The sequence below is a fragment of the Nocardia sp. CNS-044 genome (assembly GCF_059570515.1).
This window is the reverse complement of the sequence record NZ_JCANSX010000001.1, coordinates 70174-88987: the sequence shown is the minus strand read 5'-3', so window position 1 is coordinate 88987 and position 18814 is coordinate 70174. Positions and strand designations below refer to the sequence as shown.

At 68.5% G+C, this 18814-nt stretch carries 19 protein-coding genes; 13 read left to right on the top strand and 6 right to left on the bottom strand.

The features are described 5' to 3' along the window. Nucleotides 1–10 precede the first annotated feature (10 nt). Entirely contained in the window at nt 11–1678 is a 1668-nt protein-coding gene (locus T333_RS00435) for an NAD(P)/FAD-dependent oxidoreductase (protein WP_496423370.1), read from the bottom strand. A gap of 477 nt (nt 1679–2155) precedes the next feature. On the opposite strand from T333_RS00435, the gene T333_RS00430 reads away from it, so the two are divergent. After that, nucleotides 2156–2611 (top strand): SRPBCC family protein, encoded by a 456-nt coding sequence (locus T333_RS00430; RefSeq protein ID WP_354998716.1) that lies wholly within the window; start codon nt 2156–2158, stop codon nt 2609–2611. Between the two features lie 178 nt (nt 2612–2789). Here T333_RS00430 and T333_RS00425 read toward each other — a convergent pair whose 3' ends face one another. Continuing rightward, nucleotides 2790–3818 carry a beta-ketoacyl-ACP synthase III gene (locus tag T333_RS00425; protein ID WP_354998717.1) on the bottom strand — a complete coding sequence of 343 codons (1029 nt, stop codon included), beginning with the start codon at nt 3816–3818 and terminating at the stop codon, nt 2790–2792. A 217-nt stretch (nt 3819–4035) separates the two neighbouring features. On the opposite strand from T333_RS00425, the gene T333_RS00420 reads away from it, so the two are divergent. From T333_RS00420 to T333_RS00395, 6 genes are all read left to right on the top strand, one after another. Continuing rightward, complete coding sequence (locus T333_RS00420) at nt 4036–4308, top strand: GlsB/YeaQ/YmgE family stress response membrane protein (protein ID WP_067791145.1); 273 nt, start codon at nt 4036–4038, stop codon at nt 4306–4308. Between the two features lie 99 nt (nt 4309–4407). Next, nucleotides 4408–5121, top strand: coding sequence for a phosphatidylserine decarboxylase (locus T333_RS00415; RefSeq protein WP_067791146.1), 714 nt, complete (start codon nt 4408–4410; stop codon nt 5119–5121). Further along, nucleotides 5121–6023: a CDP-alcohol phosphatidyltransferase family protein gene (locus T333_RS00410; RefSeq protein WP_354999029.1), complete on the top strand. Its 903-nt coding sequence runs from the start codon at nt 5121–5123 to the stop codon at nt 6021–6023. The genes T333_RS00415 and T333_RS00410 overlap by 1 nt, the downstream gene beginning before the upstream one ends. 67 nt (nt 6024–6090) lie before the next feature. Beyond that, nucleotides 6091–6972: an RNA polymerase sigma-70 factor gene (locus tag T333_RS00405; protein ID WP_354998718.1), complete on the top strand. Its 882-nt coding sequence runs from the start codon at nt 6091–6093 to the stop codon at nt 6970–6972. Nucleotides 6973–7068: 96 nt separating this feature from the next. Further along, nucleotides 7069–8154 carry an NAD(P)/FAD-dependent oxidoreductase gene (locus T333_RS00400; RefSeq protein WP_496423369.1) on the top strand — a complete coding sequence of 362 codons (1086 nt, stop codon included), beginning with the start codon at nt 7069–7071 and terminating at the stop codon, nt 8152–8154. 148 nt (nt 8155–8302) lie between these two features. Next, on the top strand, nt 8303–9040 hold the full coding sequence (locus T333_RS00395; protein ID WP_357254428.1) for a Clp protease N-terminal domain-containing protein: 738 nt from the start codon (nt 8303–8305) through the stop codon (nt 9038–9040). Nucleotides 9041–9285: 245 nt separating this feature from the next. Here the strand turns inward: T333_RS00395 and T333_RS00390 are convergent, their stop codons facing one another. Then, a complete protein-coding gene (locus tag T333_RS00390) occupies nt 9286–9960 on the bottom strand; it encodes a suppressor of fused domain protein (protein WP_496423368.1) in 675 nt (224 codons plus the stop codon). A gap of 144 nt (nt 9961–10104) precedes the next feature. Between T333_RS00390 and T333_RS00385 the strand changes: the two genes are divergently transcribed. Together T333_RS00385 and groL are read left to right on the top strand one after the other, a co-directional pair. Continuing rightward, the gene (locus tag T333_RS00385; RefSeq protein WP_141808449.1) at nt 10105–10407 is read left to right on the top strand and encodes a hypothetical protein; all 303 of its coding nucleotides are present in this window, start codon (nt 10105–10107) and stop codon (nt 10405–10407) included. A gap of 238 nt (nt 10408–10645) precedes the next feature. Next, nucleotides 10646–12271: a chaperonin GroEL gene (gene groL / locus T333_RS00380; protein ID WP_354998722.1), complete on the top strand. Its 1626-nt coding sequence runs from the start codon at nt 10646–10648 to the stop codon at nt 12269–12271. Nucleotides 12272–12730: 459 nt separating this feature from the next. Here the strand turns inward: groL and T333_RS00375 are convergent, their stop codons facing one another. The 3 genes from T333_RS00375 to T333_RS00365 form a co-directional block, all read right to left on the bottom strand. Continuing rightward, nucleotides 12731–13540, bottom strand: coding sequence for a DUF6585 family protein (locus tag T333_RS00375; RefSeq protein ID WP_354998724.1), 810 nt, complete (start codon nt 13538–13540; stop codon nt 12731–12733). A 105-nt stretch (nt 13541–13645) separates the two neighbouring features. Further along, nucleotides 13646–14335: a ZIP family metal transporter gene (locus tag T333_RS00370; RefSeq protein ID WP_496423367.1), complete on the bottom strand. Its 690-nt coding sequence runs from the start codon at nt 14333–14335 to the stop codon at nt 13646–13648. Nucleotides 14336–14419: 84 nt separating this feature from the next. Further along, nucleotides 14420–15394: an SMP-30/gluconolactonase/LRE family protein gene (locus tag T333_RS00365; protein WP_496423366.1), complete on the bottom strand. Its 975-nt coding sequence runs from the start codon at nt 15392–15394 to the stop codon at nt 14420–14422. Nucleotides 15395–15503: 109 nt separating this feature from the next. Here T333_RS00365 and T333_RS00360 point away from each other — a divergent pair, with 109 nt between their 5' ends. The 4 genes from T333_RS00360 to T333_RS00345 all read left to right on the top strand — a co-directional run bounded on the left by T333_RS00360 (nt 15504) and on the right by T333_RS00345 (nt 18745). Next, entirely contained in the window at nt 15504–15965 is a 462-nt protein-coding gene (locus T333_RS00360; RefSeq protein WP_354998727.1) for a MarR family winged helix-turn-helix transcriptional regulator, read from the top strand. Between the two features lie 137 nt (nt 15966–16102). Beyond that, on the top strand, nt 16103–16978 hold the full coding sequence (locus tag T333_RS00355) for a DMT family transporter (protein ID WP_496423365.1): 876 nt from the start codon (nt 16103–16105) through the stop codon (nt 16976–16978). 88 nt (nt 16979–17066) lie between these two features. Beyond that, nucleotides 17067–17861 carry an HAD-IIA family hydrolase gene (locus T333_RS00350; protein ID WP_496423364.1) on the top strand — a complete coding sequence of 265 codons (795 nt, stop codon included), beginning with the start codon at nt 17067–17069 and terminating at the stop codon, nt 17859–17861. A 251-nt stretch (nt 17862–18112) separates the two neighbouring features. Next, nucleotides 18113–18745 carry a TetR/AcrR family transcriptional regulator gene (locus T333_RS00345; RefSeq protein ID WP_357254414.1) on the top strand — a complete coding sequence of 211 codons (633 nt, stop codon included), beginning with the start codon at nt 18113–18115 and terminating at the stop codon, nt 18743–18745. Nucleotides 18746–18814: the final 69 nt, after the last annotated feature.

Below are 18814 nucleotides of genomic sequence, written 5' to 3'. Positions count from 1 at the left end.
CCTCCTGAGATCACGCCAGGTACCGGTGCACGAGCATGACCGCCATCGCGCCCTCGCCGACCGCCGAGGCGACCCGCTTGGCCGACTCGGCGTGCACGTCGCCCGCGACGAACACGCCCGGCACGCTGGTTTCCAAATGGTGTGGCGGGCGGGGCAATTCCCAGCCCGACGGACGCGCGCCGTCGACCATCAGATCGGGACCGGCCAGCACGTATCCGGAATCGTCGCGCTTGACAACGCCATCGAGCCAGTCGGTCTGCGGCGCCGCGCCGATGAAGAGGAAGAGACGCTCGGCCTCGGCCTTCTCCTCCGTGCCTGTGACGTTGTCGCGCAACACGATCCACTCCAGGTGATCGTTGCCGTCCGCGGCGGTCACCTCGGTGTTGGTGTGCACCTTGATATTCGGGATCTGTGCGATCTGCTGGATCAGGTAGTGCGACATCGACTTCTCCAGCGAGTCCCCGCGCACCACCAAGTGCACCGTGCGGGCGTTGCGGGACAAGAAGACCGCCGCCTGTCCGGCCGAGTTGGCCCCGCCGACGATGTAGACCTCGTGGTCGGCGCATTCGGACGCCTCGGTCATCGCCGAGCCGTAATACACGCCGCGACCGGTGAATTCGTCGACGCCGGGCGCGGGGTGGCGCCGATAGTCGACGCCAGTCGCGATGATCACGGTGTGGCCGCACAGGGTGCCGCCGTCGGCGAAACGCACAGTGCGGGCGGAACCGTTGACCTCGAGCCCCACCACCTCGCGCGTGGTGATCACCTCGGCGCCGAACTTGGCGGCCTGCCGCCGCGCCCGGTCGGCCAGCTGCGCGCCGGACACCCCGTCGGGGAACCCGAGGTAGTTCTCGATGCGCGAACTCTGCCCGGCCTGTCCGCCGGTGGCGGTGCGTTCGACGAGCACCGTGCGCAGGCCCTCGGACGCGCCGTAGACCGCGGCGCCGAGCCCGGCGGGACCGCCGCCGACCACGATCAGATCGTAGAAATCGCCGGTGGGGGTGACGTTGAGCCCGACGCTCTCGGCCAGCGCGCTGTCGGTCGGCTGGACCAGCGCGTCACCGGCGGCGGTGATCACCACCGGACATCGGTTCGGGTCGGCGCCCGCGGCCTCCAGCAGCCGGGCGCCCTCCGGCTCGTCGGCCAGGTACCAGCGATAGGGCAGTTGGTTGCGGGCGAGGAACTCGCGCAACTGCGAACAGCGCGGCGACCAGCGGTTGCCGACCACCTTGGTCTCGGTCACCGGCCGGTGTTCGCTGCTGCGCCAGGCGTCGAGCAGGCCGTCCAGGACCGGGTAGAGCTTCTCCTCCGGCGGATCCCACGGCTTGAGCAGGTAGTGGTCCAGGTCGACGACGTTGATCGCGTCGATCGCGGCGTTGGTGTCGGCGTAGGCGGTCAGCAGGACGCGGCGCGCGTACGGGTGCAGGTCCATGGCCTGCTCCAGGAATTCGATGCCGTCCATGCCGGGCATCCGGTAGTCGGCGATCAGCACGGCGACCGACTGGCCGCGCAATTTCATCTCACGCAGGGCTTCGAGCGCCTGCGGGCCGGATTCCGCGCGCAGAATCCGGTAGTCGGCGCCGTAGCGACGGCGCAGATCGCGGACGACCGCCCGGGAGACGCCCGGATCGTCGTCGACGCTCAGGATTGCCGGTTTCGTAGCAGCGGGTGAAGTCACCCCAGAAGTATCTCGCCTCGGCGTCGGGTGTGTCGCCGAAGTTTCCCGTCCCCCTGATCACCCCCGAGGTGTGGGTCACACCCGGTGTTGGAGCACCATCTCGAGTTCGCTCGGCGTGAGCAGCCGCTCCAGCCGTTCCTCTTGGGCGAGCGCCTTCGCGGCTCGGCGCGGTATGGAACCGGGCGCCGCGGGCCCGTCGTCGGATTCTAGCGAGGGAAGCAGTGGGACTTGGTCCGGCTGCCGACGATGAAGAAGCGAGCGAAGATTCACGGCCGATCACCTCACGCTGGACGGGAAAGTTGGTGGCTGTGCTTGTGCTTCGTCTATCCGCCATTGTGCGCGGCCCATTACGACGGGAGGTAACCAAAAAGCCAAAATGTGACACAGTTGTCTTCCAACGGCGCCCGTTTAGGATGTCTGTTACTCGTCGTACACATGTGTCCGGTTTGTCCGGACCGCGCAACACCGGAGGCAGCGTTGCCCAACCACCTCGAAGCGTCCGTCGACATCGCCGCACCGCCGGAGCGGGTCTGGCAGATCGTCTCGGACCTGAAGCGCATGCCCGAGTTCAGCCCGATGACGGTCCGGATGATTCCGCTCGGCACACCCAAGGCGGGCACCTGGACGGTGAACTGGAACAAGGACGGCTGGAAGCGCTGGCCGACGACGTCCCGCATCGTGCGGTTCGAGCCGAATCAGGCCTTCGCCTTCCGGATGAACGAGAACTACACGGTCTGGAGCTACACCCTGGAGCCGACCGCGACCGGCACCCGGCTGGTGGAGCGGCGCGACGTGTCCAACGGCGTCGCCTGGGCGGTGCGCAAGGCCATCGACACCATGCTCGGCGGCGAGCAGGCGTTCGAGGCCAACCTGGTTCGGGGCATGAACGCGACGCTCGCCAAGATCAAGGCCACGGCCGAGGCGGGCGCCTGATCTTCGCTCGATCGGCGGGCGGCACACGAACGCCCTCGCCCCGAGCGGGACGAGGGCGTTGACGCTAGTCATCAGGCGCAGCCGGACGTAGTCCGCCGCGGAGGTGCGCACAAACACGCTGCAGGACGGTAGCCCGCCCTCGGTCCGCGCATGGCCGGAGCGAGGGCGGAGGTACGCCTTACTTCCAGTTCGGCAGCGTGACGACCTGCGCCGCGTAGGAAAGCCCCGCGCCGAAGGCGATGAGCAGCGCGGTGTCACCCGGCTTCGACTCGCCGTTGCGCAGCAGCGCCTCCATCGCGAGCGGGATGGACGCGGCCGAGGTGTTGCCGGTCTCCTCGATGTCGTGCGCGAGCGCGCAATTCTCCGGCAGCTTGAGCACGCGCGCCATGATCTCGATGATCCGTCCGTTGGCCTGGTGCGGGATCATCGCCTGCATGTCGTCGGTGGTGAGTCCGGCGCGGTCGATCGCGTCGCGGCACACCTTCTCCAGCGAGTGGGCGGCCCACCGGAAGACGGCGGTGCCCTCCATGGTCAGGTAGGGCCGGACCGCGTCGAGGCCCTTCTCGTCGATCTCGGCGAAGTACTCCATCCAGTCCTTGTCCTGGCGGATCGCGTGGTGCTGGGTGCCGTCCGAGCCCCACACGGTCGGGCCGATGCCCGGCTCCTCGGAGGGGCCGACCACCACGGCGCCCGCGCCGTCGGCGAACAGGAACGCCGTGGAACGGTCGCTCATGTTGATCGTGTTGGTCAGTTTCTCCACGCCGATCACCAGCACGTTCTTCGACGTGCCGCACCGCACGAGGTCCGACGCCAGCGCCAGCGCGTGACAGAACCCCGCGCAGCCCGCGGAGACGTCGAACGCGGCCACGCCGTTCATGCCCAGCTCGGTGGCGATGCGCGGGGCGGCCGCGGGTGTCAGCAGCAGATGTGTCGACGTGGCGACGATGACGCAATCGACCTCGTCGTAATCCACGCCCGACGCTGCCAGCGCGTTCTGCGCGGCGGCCACGCTCATGCTCTGGATCGTTTCGTCCTCGGAGGCGAAACGTCGGGTCTTGATGCCCGACCGGGTCTGGATCCACTCGTCACTGGAGTTGATCGGTCCCGCAACTTCGTCGTTGGTGACCACACGGGCCGGGCGATAGACGCCGAGCCCGAGGATCGCGGTGTGCTCAGCCCCGGTGGTCTGGGCGATTCGAGCAGACATGATGCGTCTCCTAATACCTGCGGCGCTGCAGCCGGGGATCCGGCGGAGCCTCGAACTCCTCATCGATGTGCCATGGCTACGAACTTAGACATGAGGCTCCCTCATATTACCCGAGGGTTGGCGCGCGAGTGCGTATTCTCACACTCGCCGGGTATATCGTCGAAAGCACGTCCTTCTACTGCTCGGCGTGCATCCCAACTAGTGATGCGAGGTCACCATGCTCGGTCTCGGGATTATCGGCTGGATCATCATCGGTGGTCTTGCCGGCTGGATCGCAAGCAAGATCATGAAAACAGACGCTCAACAGGGCATCCTGCTGAACATCGTCGTCGGCATCATCGGCGGTTTGCTCGGCGGTTTCCTGCTCAAGTTGCTCGGCGTCGACGTCGAGGGTGGCGGGCTGTGGTTCAGCTTCTTCACCTGCCTCGGGGGCGCGGTGATTCTGCTGTTCCTCGTCGGCCTGGTCACCGGCCGCCGGGCCTTGCGCTGACCGGACGAGTCACAGGCTCCTCCCGTAAGGTGTGATCGCTTGCGCCCGACCTATCGTTGAAGGGCGCAACCGAATGCATCCAGCACGAAAGAGGAGCCTGTGGCACGCCGTCCCACCCCGCCCGGCACGCCCGAAACCACCGGAGTCGGCCACGTCGTCGACTTGGTCAGGGCCGCCATTCCCCCGCTGCATCCCGCGGGTCTGCCCTTCGTCGCCGCGCCGCTCGCGGTCGCGGTGGTGGGCGGCAAGCGCAAATGGGTGCGCCGGACGGGTCTGGTCGCCGCGGCGGCCTGCGCCACCTTCTTCCGGCACCCCAAGCGTGTCCCGCCGAACCGGGCGGGCGCTGTGGTCGCCCCCGCCGACGGCGAGATCGCCTTGGTCGACACGGCGGCGCCGCCCGCGGAGCTCGGGCTCGGCGATCAGCCGCTGCCCCGGGTGAGCATCTTCCTCTCCGTGCTGGACGTGCACGTGCAGCGCACGCCGGTCTCCGGCACCGTCCGCGCAGTGCACCACCAGGCGGGTCAGTTCCGCTCGGCCGATCTGCCCGAAGCCAGCTCGGTCAACGAGCGCAACAGCATGCTGCTCGAGACCCCGGCGGGCAAGCAACTCGTCGTGGTCCAGATCGCCGGTCTGCTTGCCCGGCGCATCGTGTGCGACGCGCAGGTCGGCGACGTGCTCACCATCGGTGACACCTACGGTTTGATTCGCTTCGGCTCCCGGGTCGACACCTACTTCCCCGCGGGCACCGAGCTGCTGGTGCAGCCGGGGCAGCGCACCATCGGCGGCGAGACCGTTCTGGCCGTGTTGTCATGATGGAAGCGGCTGTGCCCACCCAACGGCGCAGGCGCCGCAGCGTCCGGCTGCTTCCGAGCATCGTGACCATCCTGGCGCTGGCCTCGGGTCTGTCCGCGGTGAAGTTCGCGCTGGACGGCGAGCTCGATATCGCGCTGGCCATGGTCGGCGCCGCAGCGGTGCTCGACACCCTCGACGGCCGCTTGGCCAGGATGCTCGACGCCACCACCAAGATGGGCGCGGAGCTCGATTCGCTGTCCGACGCGATCTCTTTCGGCGTCGCGCCCGCGCTCGTGCTGTACATCGCGCTGCTCGACCAGAACAGCGCGGGCTGGATCGTCGCGCTGCTGTTCGCGGTGAGTATCGTGCTGCGCCTCGCCAGGTTCAACACGCTGATGGACGACGACACCAGGCCCGATTGGTCGCGTGAGTATTTCGTCGGCGTGCCCGCTCCGGCGGGCGCGCTGATCGCGCTCGTGCCGATCGGGCTGTACGTGCAGTTCGGTGACGGCTGGTGGGTCGGCTTCTACGAGGTCGCGGCCTGGACGGTGTTCGCGGCGGCGTTGTGCGTCAGCACGATTCCGACGCTGGCGATGAAGTCGGTGTCGGTGGCGCCGCAGGCGGCGGCCGGGCTGCTCGTGCTCGTCGCGGTGGCGGCGGCGCTGCTGGTGACCTACCCGATCGTGCTGCTGCTGATCCTCGTCGCGCTGTACCTGGGCCACATTCCGTTCGCCTGGCACTCGCAGCGCTGGGTGGCCGCGCGGCCGGAGACCTGGCAGCACAAGCCCGCCGAACGCCGGGCGCAGCGCCGGGCGCAACGGCGTCGTCCGGCGATCCCCTCCGGTTTCCGCGGTTCGACCGCGCGGCTTCGGCTGCGCAGGCCCGGCGGACGCCGGGAACAGGCCGACGACGTTCTGCGCTGACACAGGCACCGCGCGCTGACCGAAGACTGACGGCGACGCGAGCGGCGAGCGCGGAGGAAGGTGAGGCGTGGAACCCGACGGACTGCGCGAATTCCAGGCGCATCGCCCGCGGTTGTTCGCGCTCGCCTACCGCATGCTCGGCTCGGCGACCGAGGCCGAGGACGCGGTGCAGGAGACCTTCCTGCGCTGGGACGGCACCGACCGGGCCACCATCCGCTCCGCGGAGGCCTGGCTCACCACCGCCGTCGTGAATCTCTGCCGCACCTGGCTGGTTTCGGCGCGGGCGCGGCGCGAGACCTACGTCGGCCCGTGGCTGCCCGAGCCCGTGCCCACCGCGGACGGCGAACTGGGTCCGCTGGAGACCGTCGAGGAACGCGAGTTGGTCTCGCTGGCGCTGCTCACCGCGCTGGAACGGCTGAATCCCGTGGAGCGCGCGGTCTTCGTGCTGCGCGAGGCGTTCGGGTACGCGCACCGCGAGATCGCCGACATGCTCGACCTCACCGAGTCGGCTTCCCAGCAGACCTACCGCAGGGCCGGTCAGCGCGTCCGCGACGGCCGGACCCGATTCGCGATCGAACCCGCCCACGCGCGAGCGCTGATCCAGCGTTTCCTGGACGCGGCGCGTTCCGGCGAGATCGATGAGCTAGGGCGGATGCTCGCCGCCGACGTCACCGCCACGGCGGACGGCGGCGGCCGGATCAACGCCGCGCGGCGGCCGGTGCACGGCGCCGACCGGGTCGCGCGCTACCTCGCCGGTCTGTTCCGCTGGGCGGTCCCCGGCATGGAGATCGGGATCGAAGAGGTCAACGGCGCACTGGCGGTGGTCGTGCGGGTCGCCGGAAATCCCATGCTGATGGTCGGTTTCGAGCTCGACGGCGAACTCGTCGGCGAGTTGTACCTCGTCGTCAATCCGGACAAGCTGGCCTACCTCGCCGCCGTTCGGGCGTAGCCGTTCTCCGGTGTGACGCGGCTCATGCCGCGGACTGTCAGGAAACGGGGGCCTATCCGGTCTGAGTGGTGTCGGCCTACGAGAGGAGCCACCATCATGACCGGGAATCAGCACATCGTCGTTCTGGGAGCCGGGTACGCGGGTCTTGCCGCGGCCAAGCGGCTGGCCGCGGCCGCCGGTGACGCGCGGGTCACCGTTGTCGACGCGCGCGCCGAGTTCGTGGAGCGGGTGCGGTTGCATCAGCAGGTCGCCGGGCAGCGGGTACGTCGCTGGGACTTGGCGGAACTCCTGGAGCGCAAGGGCATTCGATTCGTCCGGGCGCGGGCTACGGGCATCGACACGGTCGGCAAGCGGATCGAGCTGGATCGCGGTGCCGCCGTCGACTACGACATCCTGATCTACGCGTTGGGCAGTCTCGCCGATCCCGTCGGCGTCCCCGGCGCGGCGGAGTTCGCCAAGACCGTTGCCACGCCGGAGGATTCGGCATGGACCGCGAAGGGAACCGTCGCCGTCGTCGGCGCGGGCGCCACCGGCATCGAGCTGGCCGCGGAACTCGCCGAGTCCCAGCCGGATTCGCGCGTGCTGCTGCTCAGTCCCGACGAGCCCGGCGCTTGGCTCTCGGCGACGGCGGTCGCGCACATCCGGAAGGTGTTGGAGCGCTTGGGTGTCGAGATTCGCACGGACGCGAAGGTGGTCGAGGTGACCGCGGACGGGGTCCGGCTGGTGAACGGTGAATTCGTCGCCGCCGACACCACGATCTGGACCACCGGGTTCGGCGTGCCCGATCTCGCCAGCCGCGCCGGTCTCGAGGTGGACGGTGCGGGCCGGGTGCTGACGGACGAGTCGCTGCGCTCGCTCTCGCATCCGGACATCTACGCCGCGGGCGACAGCGCGGTGGTCGCCGGTCCCGGCGGGCGGTCGTTGCGGATGGCCTGCGCGACGGCGCTGCCGACGGGCAAGTACGCGGCCGACGTTGTCGCGGCGCGGATGCGCGGGCGGGACCCGCGTGACCTGCGGTTCCGATACGTCTTGCAGTGCATCAGCCTGGGGCGGCGGGACGCGGTCGTCCAGTTCGTGCACGCCGACGACACCCCGGCTCGGACCGTGCTGCGCGGTCGCCTCGGGGCAGGGGTGAAGGAACTCATCGTGCGCGGTGCGGCGGCCGCCGCTGGGTTGCGGTAGAGGCCGCTGGGCCGGATTTGCGGCGGCGCGGTATGGGATCGCGTGCTGGCCGACCAGACGGCGAGGCGGGGTGAGTAGCGGTAGAGGCCGCGATCAAGATCGTCAACCAATGGTTGACGCGGAAGTGTCGTCAACCTATGGTTGACGCATGACTTCTTCGATTCGTCTCGACGACCTCATCTCCGCCATAAAGAAGGCTCGGCCGGACAACGTGCTCGAGCAGCTCTCCGACGCGGTCATCGCCGCCGGTCACCTCGGCGAAGTGGCCGATCATCTGATCGGCCACTTCGTGGACCAGGCCCGTCGCTCCGGCGCGTCCTGGACCGACATCGGCGCCAGCATGGGCGTCACCAAGCAAGCCGCGCAGAAGCGGTTCGTCGCGAAGGGGCCCGGTGATCCGGCCGACGCCGCCGCGATGGATCCGAACGCGGGATTCGCCAAGTTCACCCCCCGCGCCCGCGCGGCGGTGATGGCCTCCCAGCAGGCCGCGCTCACCGCGGGCAACAAGCTCATCGGCCTTCCCCATCTGGTGCTCGGGCTGCTGAGCGAGCCGGAAGGCCTTGCCGCCAAAGAGATGCTGACCGCGAAACTCGACCTGGAGGAGGTGCGCGCCGCCGCGACCGCCGCGCTGCCGCCCGCCGAATCCGGCGACGAGGCGCCCACCGGTCTGGTGCCCTTCGATTCCGAGGCCAAGAAGGCGCTCGAGCTGACCTTCCGCGAGGCACTTCGCCTGGGGCACAACTACATCGGCACCGAGCACATCCTGCTCGCCATCCTCGAACAGGAGAACGGCGCCGGCCTGCTGACCGACCTCGGCATGGACAAGGCGAAAACCGAAGCGCACCTGGTGGAACTGCTTTCGGTGATCGCCGCGCAGAAGCCGTGAAGCCGGGGCGTCCCGGCGTCCGAATCGTGCTCGCCGCCCTCGTCGTCGTGGCGCTCCGCACGGTCGTGCCGAAGCCCGGTCCGTGTGCGGATCGGATGATTCTGTCGCTGAGAGCATTTCGGTACGCGTCCGCCGCACATGCGCGCCGCCGCCGCGTCGTCCGCGTGGCGGCCCGCCGTGCCCGGGACCTATACCCGCCCATGCGCGACAGCGCCGCACGGGAGCGGGCCACCCGTCCGCGGGACCTACGCCCGCCCGCGCAACCCGCCGCCCCACCGCGGCCACTGCGCCTGCGGTTTGGGGGCGGCGATCAGCGATTGCCGGTCGATGTCGGTGACGAACAGCGGTAACCGCGGTGCGAGACCGTCCAGCAGCGCGAGCAGCTTCCCGCCCAGCGCGGCCTGGTACTCGGTCATCGTCAGACCCACGATCTGAAGGAAGGCGACCCGGCCGTTGGGGGTCGCGATGGTGCCGAGCTCCGGATCGGCGACGAAGCCGACGGCTTGGATCGCCGAATCCGGCCGGTCCGCGGCGAGGGGACCGTTGGCCTTGATGGTGTGGCCGGGCTCGAACCACTTGCCCGATTGGAAGACGTACCTGGCGAGGTTCTGCAAGAAGTGCGCGGGCCAGATCGGCGCCTGCGCCTCGGCGGGATCGCCCGCCAGCCGGAAGGTGAACTCGAACCCCCACCCGGAGACGTCCGGATCGTCCCATTCCTTCGTGCCGAGCTCGCTCATGCCGTACCCGACGTAGTGCCAATGCGGGACCGGATCGGTGCGCGGGTACGCGCTGACCCCCTCCAGCGGGTCCGGCCCGCCCAGTGACCAGGGGTGCCCGACCGTCCAGTGCACCGGTTGTAGCTCGCCGTACAGCTGTGCCAGGGCGCCATCGATCGCATCCCGGCCGGGTCCAACACTCACCCGGTCACTTTAGGGGGTCGGCGCGGACGGAAATCCCCGCAGACTCCGCCCCCAGCCGCCGATTGCCGGTGACGAGGCCGGGTTGCGATGTGCTGGTCGCTTGCGCTACCGGGGTGTGTCACCGCCGACCGCTAAGCTATAGCGATGGCGGATGAATCGACTGATACGGATTCCGACCTAGTCGCGGGCGAACGCCGCGCCGACTTGTTGCGCGCTCTGTCCTATGTGTCGACGGAATCCGGACCCGACGGCGAATACATCGTGAACGGTGATCTTCCGCCCGAAGTGGCGCCACCGTTCATTCGGGCCGTCATGCGCATCGAGGCCGAACTGCTGCTGCACGACGCCGAGCTCGTCACCGTGGACAACGAGGAACCCAGAACACCGGAGGATCGTCGCACCGACGCGCTTGTCGCGCTGTTCCTGCGCATCGACGACCGGCACTGAGACGCGGACCGCGGAGCGCACCGGGAAGGCTCGGACCTTGCACTCGACACCCTCGAGTGCTAGAAATGGCTTTGGCACTCTCGACCTGTGAGTGCCAGGGTCGGGACGGTGAGACCGGGTTTCATCGACACCCCCGGTCGTCCGTCGCGGGCACCGAACCTGGCCAGCGTAACTGGGGCGATCCAACCAGCGGTCGTCCTGTGTGTCAGCCATACACATGGAGGATCTCAACAACGCCATGGCCAAGACAATTGCGTACGACGAAGAGGCTCGCCGCGGCCTCGAGCGTGGTCTGAACAGCCTCGCCGACGCGGTCAAGGTGACGCTGGGCCCCAAGGGTCGCAACGTCGTCCTCGAGAAGAAGTGGGGCGCCCCCACGATCACCAACGATGGTGTTTCCATCGCCAAGGAGATCGAGCTGGAGGACCCGTACGAGAAGATCGGCGCCGAGCTGGTCAAGGAAGTCGCCAAGAAGACCGACGACGTCGCGGGCGACGGCACCACCACCGCCACCGTCCTGGCTCAGGCGCTGGTGCGCGAGGGCCTGCGCAACGTCGCGGCCGGCGCGAACCCGCTGGGTCTGAAGCGCGGCATCGAGAAGGCCGTCGAGGCCGTTACCGCCAAGCTGCTCGACACCGCCAAGGAGGTCGAGACCAAGGAGCAGATCGCTGCCACCGCCGGTATCTCGGCGGGCGACGCGTCCATCGGTGAGCTGATCGCCGAGGCTATGGACAAGGTCGGCAAGGAAGGCGTCATCACCGTCGAGGAGAGCAACACCTTCGGCCTCCAGCTGGAGCTGACCGAGGGTATGCGCTTCGACAAGGGCTACATCTCCGGTTACTTCGTGACCGACCCGGAGCGTCAGGAAGCGGTCCTCGAGGACCCGTACATCCTGCTGGTCGGCTCGAAGGTCTCGACCGTCAAGGACCTGCTGCCGCTGCTGGAGAAGGTCATCCAGGCCGGCAAGCCGCTGCTGATCATCGCCGAGGACGTCGAGGGCGAGGCCCTGTCGACCCTGGTGGTCAACAAGATCCGCGGCACCTTCAAGTCCGTCGCCGTCAAGGCCCCGGGCTTCGGTGACCGCCGCAAGGCCCAGCTCGCCGACATCGCGATCCTGACCGGTGGCGAGGTCATCAGCGAAGAGGTCGGCCTCTCGCTGGAGACCGCCGGTGTCGAGCTGCTCGGCCAGGCGCGCAAGGTCGTCGTCACCAAGGACGAGACCACCATCGTCGAGGGCGCGGGCGACGCGGAGGCCATCCAGGGCCGCGTGGCGCAGATCCGCACCGAGATCGAGAACTCCGACTCGGACTACGACCGTGAGAAGCTGCAGGAGCGTCTGGCCAAGCTGGCCGGCGGTGTCGCGGTGATCAAGGCGGGCGCGGCCACCGAGGTGGAGCTCAAGGAGCGCAAGCACCGCATCGAGGACGCCGTCCGCAACGCGAAGGCTGCCGTCGAAGAGGGCATCGTCGCCGGTGGTGGCGTGGCCCTGCTGCAGTCGGCTCCGGCGCTGGACGCGCTGAACCTCACCGGTGACGAGGCCACCGGCGCGAACATCGTGCGCGTCGCGCTGTCGGCTCCGCTGAAGCAGATCGCCTTCAACGCCGGCCTCGAGCCCGGCGTGGTCGCCGAGAAGGTCTCGAACCTGCCCGCGGGTTCCGGCCTGAACGCCGACTCCGGCGAGTACGAGGACCTGCTGGCCGCCGGCGTCGCCGACCCGGTCAAGGTCACCCGCTCGGCCCTGCAGAACGCGGCCTCCATCGCGGCCCTGTTCCTGACCACCGAGGCCGTTGTCGCCGACAAGCCGGAGAAGGCCGCCGCTCCCGCCGGCGACCCGACCGGTGGCATGGGCGGCATGGACTTCTGATCCCCGGATCAGCGAGTTCCCGCTAGTCACGAAGGCCGGTCCACCCTCGGGTGGACCGGCCTTCCGCGTTCGGTTCCCCTGAGACCGGCGAAAACGCAGCGCATTCCGTATGTCGGTTGTCGCTCCGATCCATCATCGCGACGAGTGGACCGGTGTCGAGCACCGTTGTGGTCACTGCCATTCGGACCGTCGCCGCCGAAGGCGCTCGCGGATGTAGTCGTCGTGGGACTCGGCGCTGTCGGTTCGCCCGGATGCCCAGATTCCGGTCAGCGACCTCAGCGCTTCGGATGTCTTCGCGGCATCGGTCTCGTCGTCCGAGGCGGAAACCGCGGGTAGAGCAGGATCTTCCGACACGAGCAACCGTAGATGCCGCGCTTGCGCGGGAGTCAGTCGGTCGACGAGGTGATGCAGTTCCTCGTAGTCGATCTCGGTGGCGGCCTCCCGAAGCCGGCCGTCCTTTCAGGTGGTGGCGGGGAGGCGGAGGCGTTCGGCTAGTTCGTTGAAGATGTAGAAGTTGGGGATGGCGGCGACGGGGGTGAGGGAGATCCAGGTGCCGTCGACTTTGATGCGGACCAGTCCGCTGCGGGCGTCGATGAGCTGGATGCGGTCCCAGGGATAGACCTGATTGCGGAAGCTGAGGGCGACCAAATCGAGGCCGATATCGCCGAAGTGGACGGTTTCGCCGTTGTCGATTTTGAGGACCGCGCGCGGCAGTTGGGTGCCGGTGACGGCGGACTGGATCGCCCTGCCCCATTCGCGCGCGTCGGCGAACTCGGTGTCGTCGAAAGCCGCGTGCGCGCCGTTGGGTCCGCTCATCTCCAGCGAATACTCGACGCGCGAGGTGTTCTGGAACGGGATGACCTGCTGGCGCACTTCGGCGGTGTCCCAGCGGAATCCGGCGATCTGCTCACCGGATCGGTACACGGTCATGCCGTGGTCGAACAGATCGAGCCGCGCCGAGCGGTTCTGCTGGTTCTGCCGGCCGCGCACCGAGGCCAGCGTGGCGGGCAGCAGTGCGACGACGCCGACCGCGACCCCACCCGCGAAGGATCCGACCGCAGCACAGATCACACCGACGGCCGCGAGTCCGCCCGCGACGATCCCGCACCCGCGCACGAAGGTGTCGCTCACCGGTGCGGGGAGAAATGTTTGGCGGTGTGTGCCGAGCTTTTCGTACTCGGCCATCAGGTGTATCAGCTGCGACAACGGTATGGCGCGCCGGACGCCGGTTCCGCCTTCACCGTCCTCCGGCATGCTCGGAGTGGTCAATAGTCCCTCCATGAGGCGGTTTTCATCCGCGCGAAGCGTATTCCACCGGACCGAATATCGCTACCGCAACCCCTGGTGAATCTGCGCGCCGGTGTCATCGCGTATTCACCCCGCCAGCACGAAGGCGACCAGAAAACCTGCCGCCGTGGCCATTCCGACCCACCAGCCGCCCTCCCGATAGGCCTCCGGCATGAGCGAATCGGCCAAAACCGCGATGGTCGCACCGCCCGCGAAAGCCTGCACGGTGCTGATATGGGTGTCGGAGAGATTGTCCGAGAGACTGTTTCCCAGCACCGTGACCAGCACGAGAACCGCGCCGGTCGCCGCCCACAGCCCGAACGCGCGAGCCTGTTCGAATCCGTGCTGGCTGCGCATGAGCGCCGCGCCGCCGATGGCTTCTGGCACGTTGCCTACGGCCACCGCGACCAGCAGCACCAGCCCGCCGCCCGAGGTCAGCGAGACGCCGAGCGCGGTGTTCTCCGGCACGCCGTCCAGGATGGTGCCGAGCATCAGCGCCCAACCGATGGCCGCCGCGCCCAATTTCGTCTCGATCAGATGGTTGGCGACCACGTAGATCCCGGCGCCCGCGAACAGCGCCGCCCCGGCGATCACCGCGCCCGCCTGGTGAAAGGCTGGTTCGAACAGTTCCGAGGACACCGCCGCGATCATGGTGCCCGCGCCGAACGCCATCAGCGACGCGAGCAGCGGCCTCGGCAGCGACCAGCGCAGCCCGATGGCCGCGCCGATCAGCAGCGGTACCGCGGTGCCGAGACCGTAGAGCAGTGCCTTCAGCATGCGCCTCACCATAAGCGAAATCGCCGCTTCGGCTTCGCGCCTGCGCCGTCCGAGCCAGTCGAGCGCCCGGACAAGGCAACTCGTTCAGATGCCGGCGACCGAGACGACGCGGAAGGCGCTCGGCGTGCCGGGACCCATCGGCCCGCCCTTGTCGAACTGCGAGGCGACCACCAGCGTGCGCTCGCCGTCGCGCACCAAAGTGGTTGGAATGCTCAATGTCTCGTCGGTGAGGCGTTCGTCGAGCCGCGCGGACGCACCGTCCTCGGTCAGCGTCCAGCGCGAGATCGTGTTGGTGGTGTTGTGGACCGCCCACAGCGTGTCGCCGCGCAGCTCGAGGCCGTCGCCGTTGGTCATATCGCCGCCGTGCAATTCGACTTTCCGGATCGGCGCGTCGGCGGTGAGGTCGACGCGATAGAGGTCGCCGCCGACCATGTCGACCACCAGCAGGTACCGCCCGGACGGGTCCGCGACCAGGCCGTTGAGGCTGAAACCCCCTGGTTCGCGCGGTTCGATGACGCCGCCGAGCTCGAATCGTGGTGTCAGCTCGCCGCGTCCGCCCTGCGCGGCGACCGCGCGCACCTGCTCGGGAGTCACCCGGTAGACCACGGCGCGCACGCTGTCGGTGAGGTAGGCGGTGCCGTCCGGCGTGAGGACGACGTCGTTGACGAAGCGCGGTTCGGCGCCGGGCACGTCGAAGCGGGCGATCAGTGCGCGAGAGCCGGTGTCGTACACGGCGACTCCCGCGGTCGAGTCGGTCACCCACAGGCGGCCCGACCCGTCGACCTTCAATCCGTTCGCGGTTTTTCGCCCGTCGGCGCCCTCGGGCAGGAACACCTCCGCCCGCTCGGCGTCGGCTGTGGCGCGGTAGATCGCGCCGGTGCTGTAGGAGCCGACGTAGGTGTCGCCGGTGCGGGCGTCCAGTGCGATGCCCTCGGGATAGGCGCGCTCGCCTGGCAATTCGTAGGCGGTGGTCACCCGCGGTGCTTCGTCGGGCGAACCGCAGGCCGTCAGCGCGGCGAGCGCGAGGAGGGCGATCGGAAGGGTGCGCGTGCGGGACATGCCAGAACCTTTCGAATGTATCCATATCAAAGAACGTCAACGAACGTAGATTAGAGTTCTAATATTCGTCAAGACTCGAACGATGTGACGAGCGGATACCATGCCAGGCATGACCCCTATGCCCGCCTCCGAACGCATCGGCTCCTATGTCAAGCGCGCGGAGCAGGCCCTGGCCACGGCGAAGAACGCCGCACTGAAGCCCGCCGGGGTCACCGTCGCCCAGTACTCCGCGCTGCTGTTCCTCGCCGAGAACCCAGGCATCTCGGCGGCGGCCTTGGCGCGACTCTGCGGCGTCACCCCGCCGACCATGAACACCGTGCTCGGCAACCTGCAGGAGCGCGGTCTCATCGAGCGAACCCCGCACGCATGGCACAAGAACGTCCTGGAGACCCGCCTCACCGAGCTGGGCGAGTCGGTGATGAAGGACGCCGATGCCCGCGCGATCCGGGTCGAGCGTTCGGTGGCCGCCGCGTTCACCGCCGCCGAACGCGACACCCTCATCGATTTGCTGACCCGCTGTGCCGACGCCTTCGACGCGGCCCGCCCCGAGGACGCGCCCGCGCCGAAGTAGTCGTCGTGACGATGCCGACCTACCGGTGTCGGCGGGCCGTGGGGTGCTGCTCGTCGACGCTCGCTTCCGTCCGCGGTGCAGCAAAGAGCGACGTGCGAACGGCCCGGCGCCGCGCCCGACGTCGGTAGTCTGCGGTGATGGCGCACCTGCATGCGATCGGATTCGCGCTGGTCGCCGCGCTGTGCATCGCGTTCAGCGCGGTGTCGCGGCAGCGGGAGGCGGCGCGGGTGCCGGACGGGGATCTCGGGCGTCTCGGCGCGATCGGCAGCCTGGTGCGTCGGCCGCTGTGGTGGCTCGGGACGGCGGTCGGCGCGGGCGGTTACGTTTTCCAGGCGATGGCGCTCGGTCGCGGATCGGTGCTTCTGGTGCAGTCGCTTCTGGTGAGTTCGCTGCTGTTCGCGTTGCCGCTGGCGGCGACGCTCGCCGGGCGCGTGATTCGGCGCTCGGAATGGTTGTGGGCTTTGATGCTCAGCGTCTCCATCGTGGTGCTACTGGTCGTCGGCGATCCACGGCAAGGGAAACAGCATGCGGCAGGCTGGCATTGGGCGCTCACGGCCGCGATCGGGCTACCGCTTCTCGCGGCTTGCCTGCTCGGTGCGCGACGACGTCCGGGCGGGCGGCGGGCGCTGTTGCTCGGCATCGCGGCGGGCGCGCTGTTCGGCGTCGCGGCGGTGCTGACCAAAGGTCTGGTCGCGTTGCTCGGCGAAGGGCCCGCCTCGGTGTTCGGGTCCGCGGAGACCTACGCCCTCGTCGTGGTGGGTGGCGCCGCGGTGGTCCTCCAGCAGGACTCCTATCAGGCAGGGGCACTGCAAGCTTCGCTGCCCGCCGCAACGGTGACCGAACCCGTCGTCGCCGCGGCCCTCGGCATCCTGCTGCTGAACGAGTACTTCGACGTCGACGGCCCCCAGGTCGTCCTGCTGGCCCTCGCCCTGGCCGCGATGATCACCGCCACCCTCGCCCTGTCCCGCTCCGCCGCAATCGAACCCGCCCCAGACCCCGCCCCGATCCGCTGACTCGAGTTCAAGTGTCGGTCGTCCCGCCGTCAGCACCCGTCCGCCCGTTCCGCGGGTATACCACCCACTCCAGTCGTAGGCTGAATTCATGTCACGCGGCGAGATCGAGGGCGTGCTCTACGACATCGACGGCGTGCTGGTTACCTCCTGGCGCGCTATCGAGGGAGCGCGCGACGCCGTGCGCGAATTGCGCGAAAAGGGTTTGCGCCGAGCATTTCTCACCAACACCACATCGCGTACGTGCGCCGAGATCGGCAGTCGGTTGAAGTCGGCCGGATTCGAGATCGATACGGCGGAAATCGTCACGGCGGCCAGGCTGACCGCCGAATTCCTGCGGCGCCGCTATTCGGATGCCCGCGTCTGGGTGTTGAATCACGGCGACATCGAAGCGGATCTCGCCGGACTGGAACTGGTCGAGAAAGATCCCGACGTTGTCGTGATCGGCGGCGCGGGAACGGAATTCACGCACCGCGCGCTCAGCAGGGTGGTCGAGCTGATGCTGGACGGCGTGCCGGTCGTCGCGATGCAGGGCGGCCTCACCTGGGCCACCGACGACGGCCTGCGTATCGACGCGGGCGCGTATCTCCCTGGTCTCTCGGCGGCGGGCAACGCGGAGATCGAAGTGATCGGCAAACCCGCACCGACGGGGTTTCGCACCTGCGCGCAGCTCATGGGTCTGGAGCCCGCCGAGATCGCGATGGTCGGCGACGACCTGCATTCGGATGTGCTGGCCGCGCAAGCGGTCGGCATGACGGGTGTGCTCGTCCGCACCGGAAAGTTCCGGCCCGGCGTGCTCGCCGCCTCGGACCTCGCGCCGGACCACGTGATCGACTCCGTGGCCGCACTGCCGGAACTGCTGTCGACCAGCGGCGTCGCCGGGTGAAGATTGGGACCGGTCCGTTCGAAAAAAGTTCTACGAAATTCCTCCAAAAGCCTTCCGGCGCGGCGGATTGCTCGGTATCGTCCGTGTCGGCAAACAGCCAGTGACAATGGAGTTGCGATGGTCGGATCGGAGGAATGTTTGATCTAGCTACCAGGCTGCCAACTTTCGGCTAACGCGCGGTCGGTCGAAGGTTGAGACGAAGGGCCCGATCCATGACGAGGGGATCGGGCCCTTCGGTATTGTCTGCCCCAATGTCACAGGATGCGAATACGGGACGAATGTATGCCGGGCAACCCGTAGAGGACCGGCAACGCCAGCGGCGTGCGCGTTTTCTGGAATCGGGCCTGACGGTCTTTGCGCGCGACGGATACGCCAATAGTTCGGTGGGCGCCATCTGTAAAGACGCCGGGCTCTCCTCACGACAGTTCTACGAGGAGTTCACCGGGCGCGAGTCACTCCTACTCGAGCTCTACGAGCAAATCGACAAGGAGTCGCGCGAAGCGGTGACCGTCGCGCTCGACAAGAAGACCGACGCGTCCGCGCTGGAGCTCATCGACGCCGCGGTGCGCGCCTACGTCGAGTCCATCGGCGCCGATCCGCGCAAGGCACGCGTCGCGCTCGTCGAGGTGGTGGGCGCCGGGCCGAAGGTGGAGAAATTCCGCCTGGAGCTACGCCGCGTGTGGGGCTCGCTACTGGCGAGCGCCGCGGAGGACGCGGCCATGCACGGCGAAATCCCGCCGGGTGACTACGAAATGCGGGTGCTGGCGATCATCGGCGCGGTCAACTACGTGGTGGATTCGTGGAGCGGCTCGGATCCGCGCCCGCCGCTGGACGACGTGATCCGCGTGCTGAGCCGGGTGATCATGGGCGCGGTCGGCGCATAGGCCCTGCCTAGCAGACCGGGTGGTCGGCTGCCGACGCGGCGGTACGTGACGCCGCGCGGTAGCGTGCGC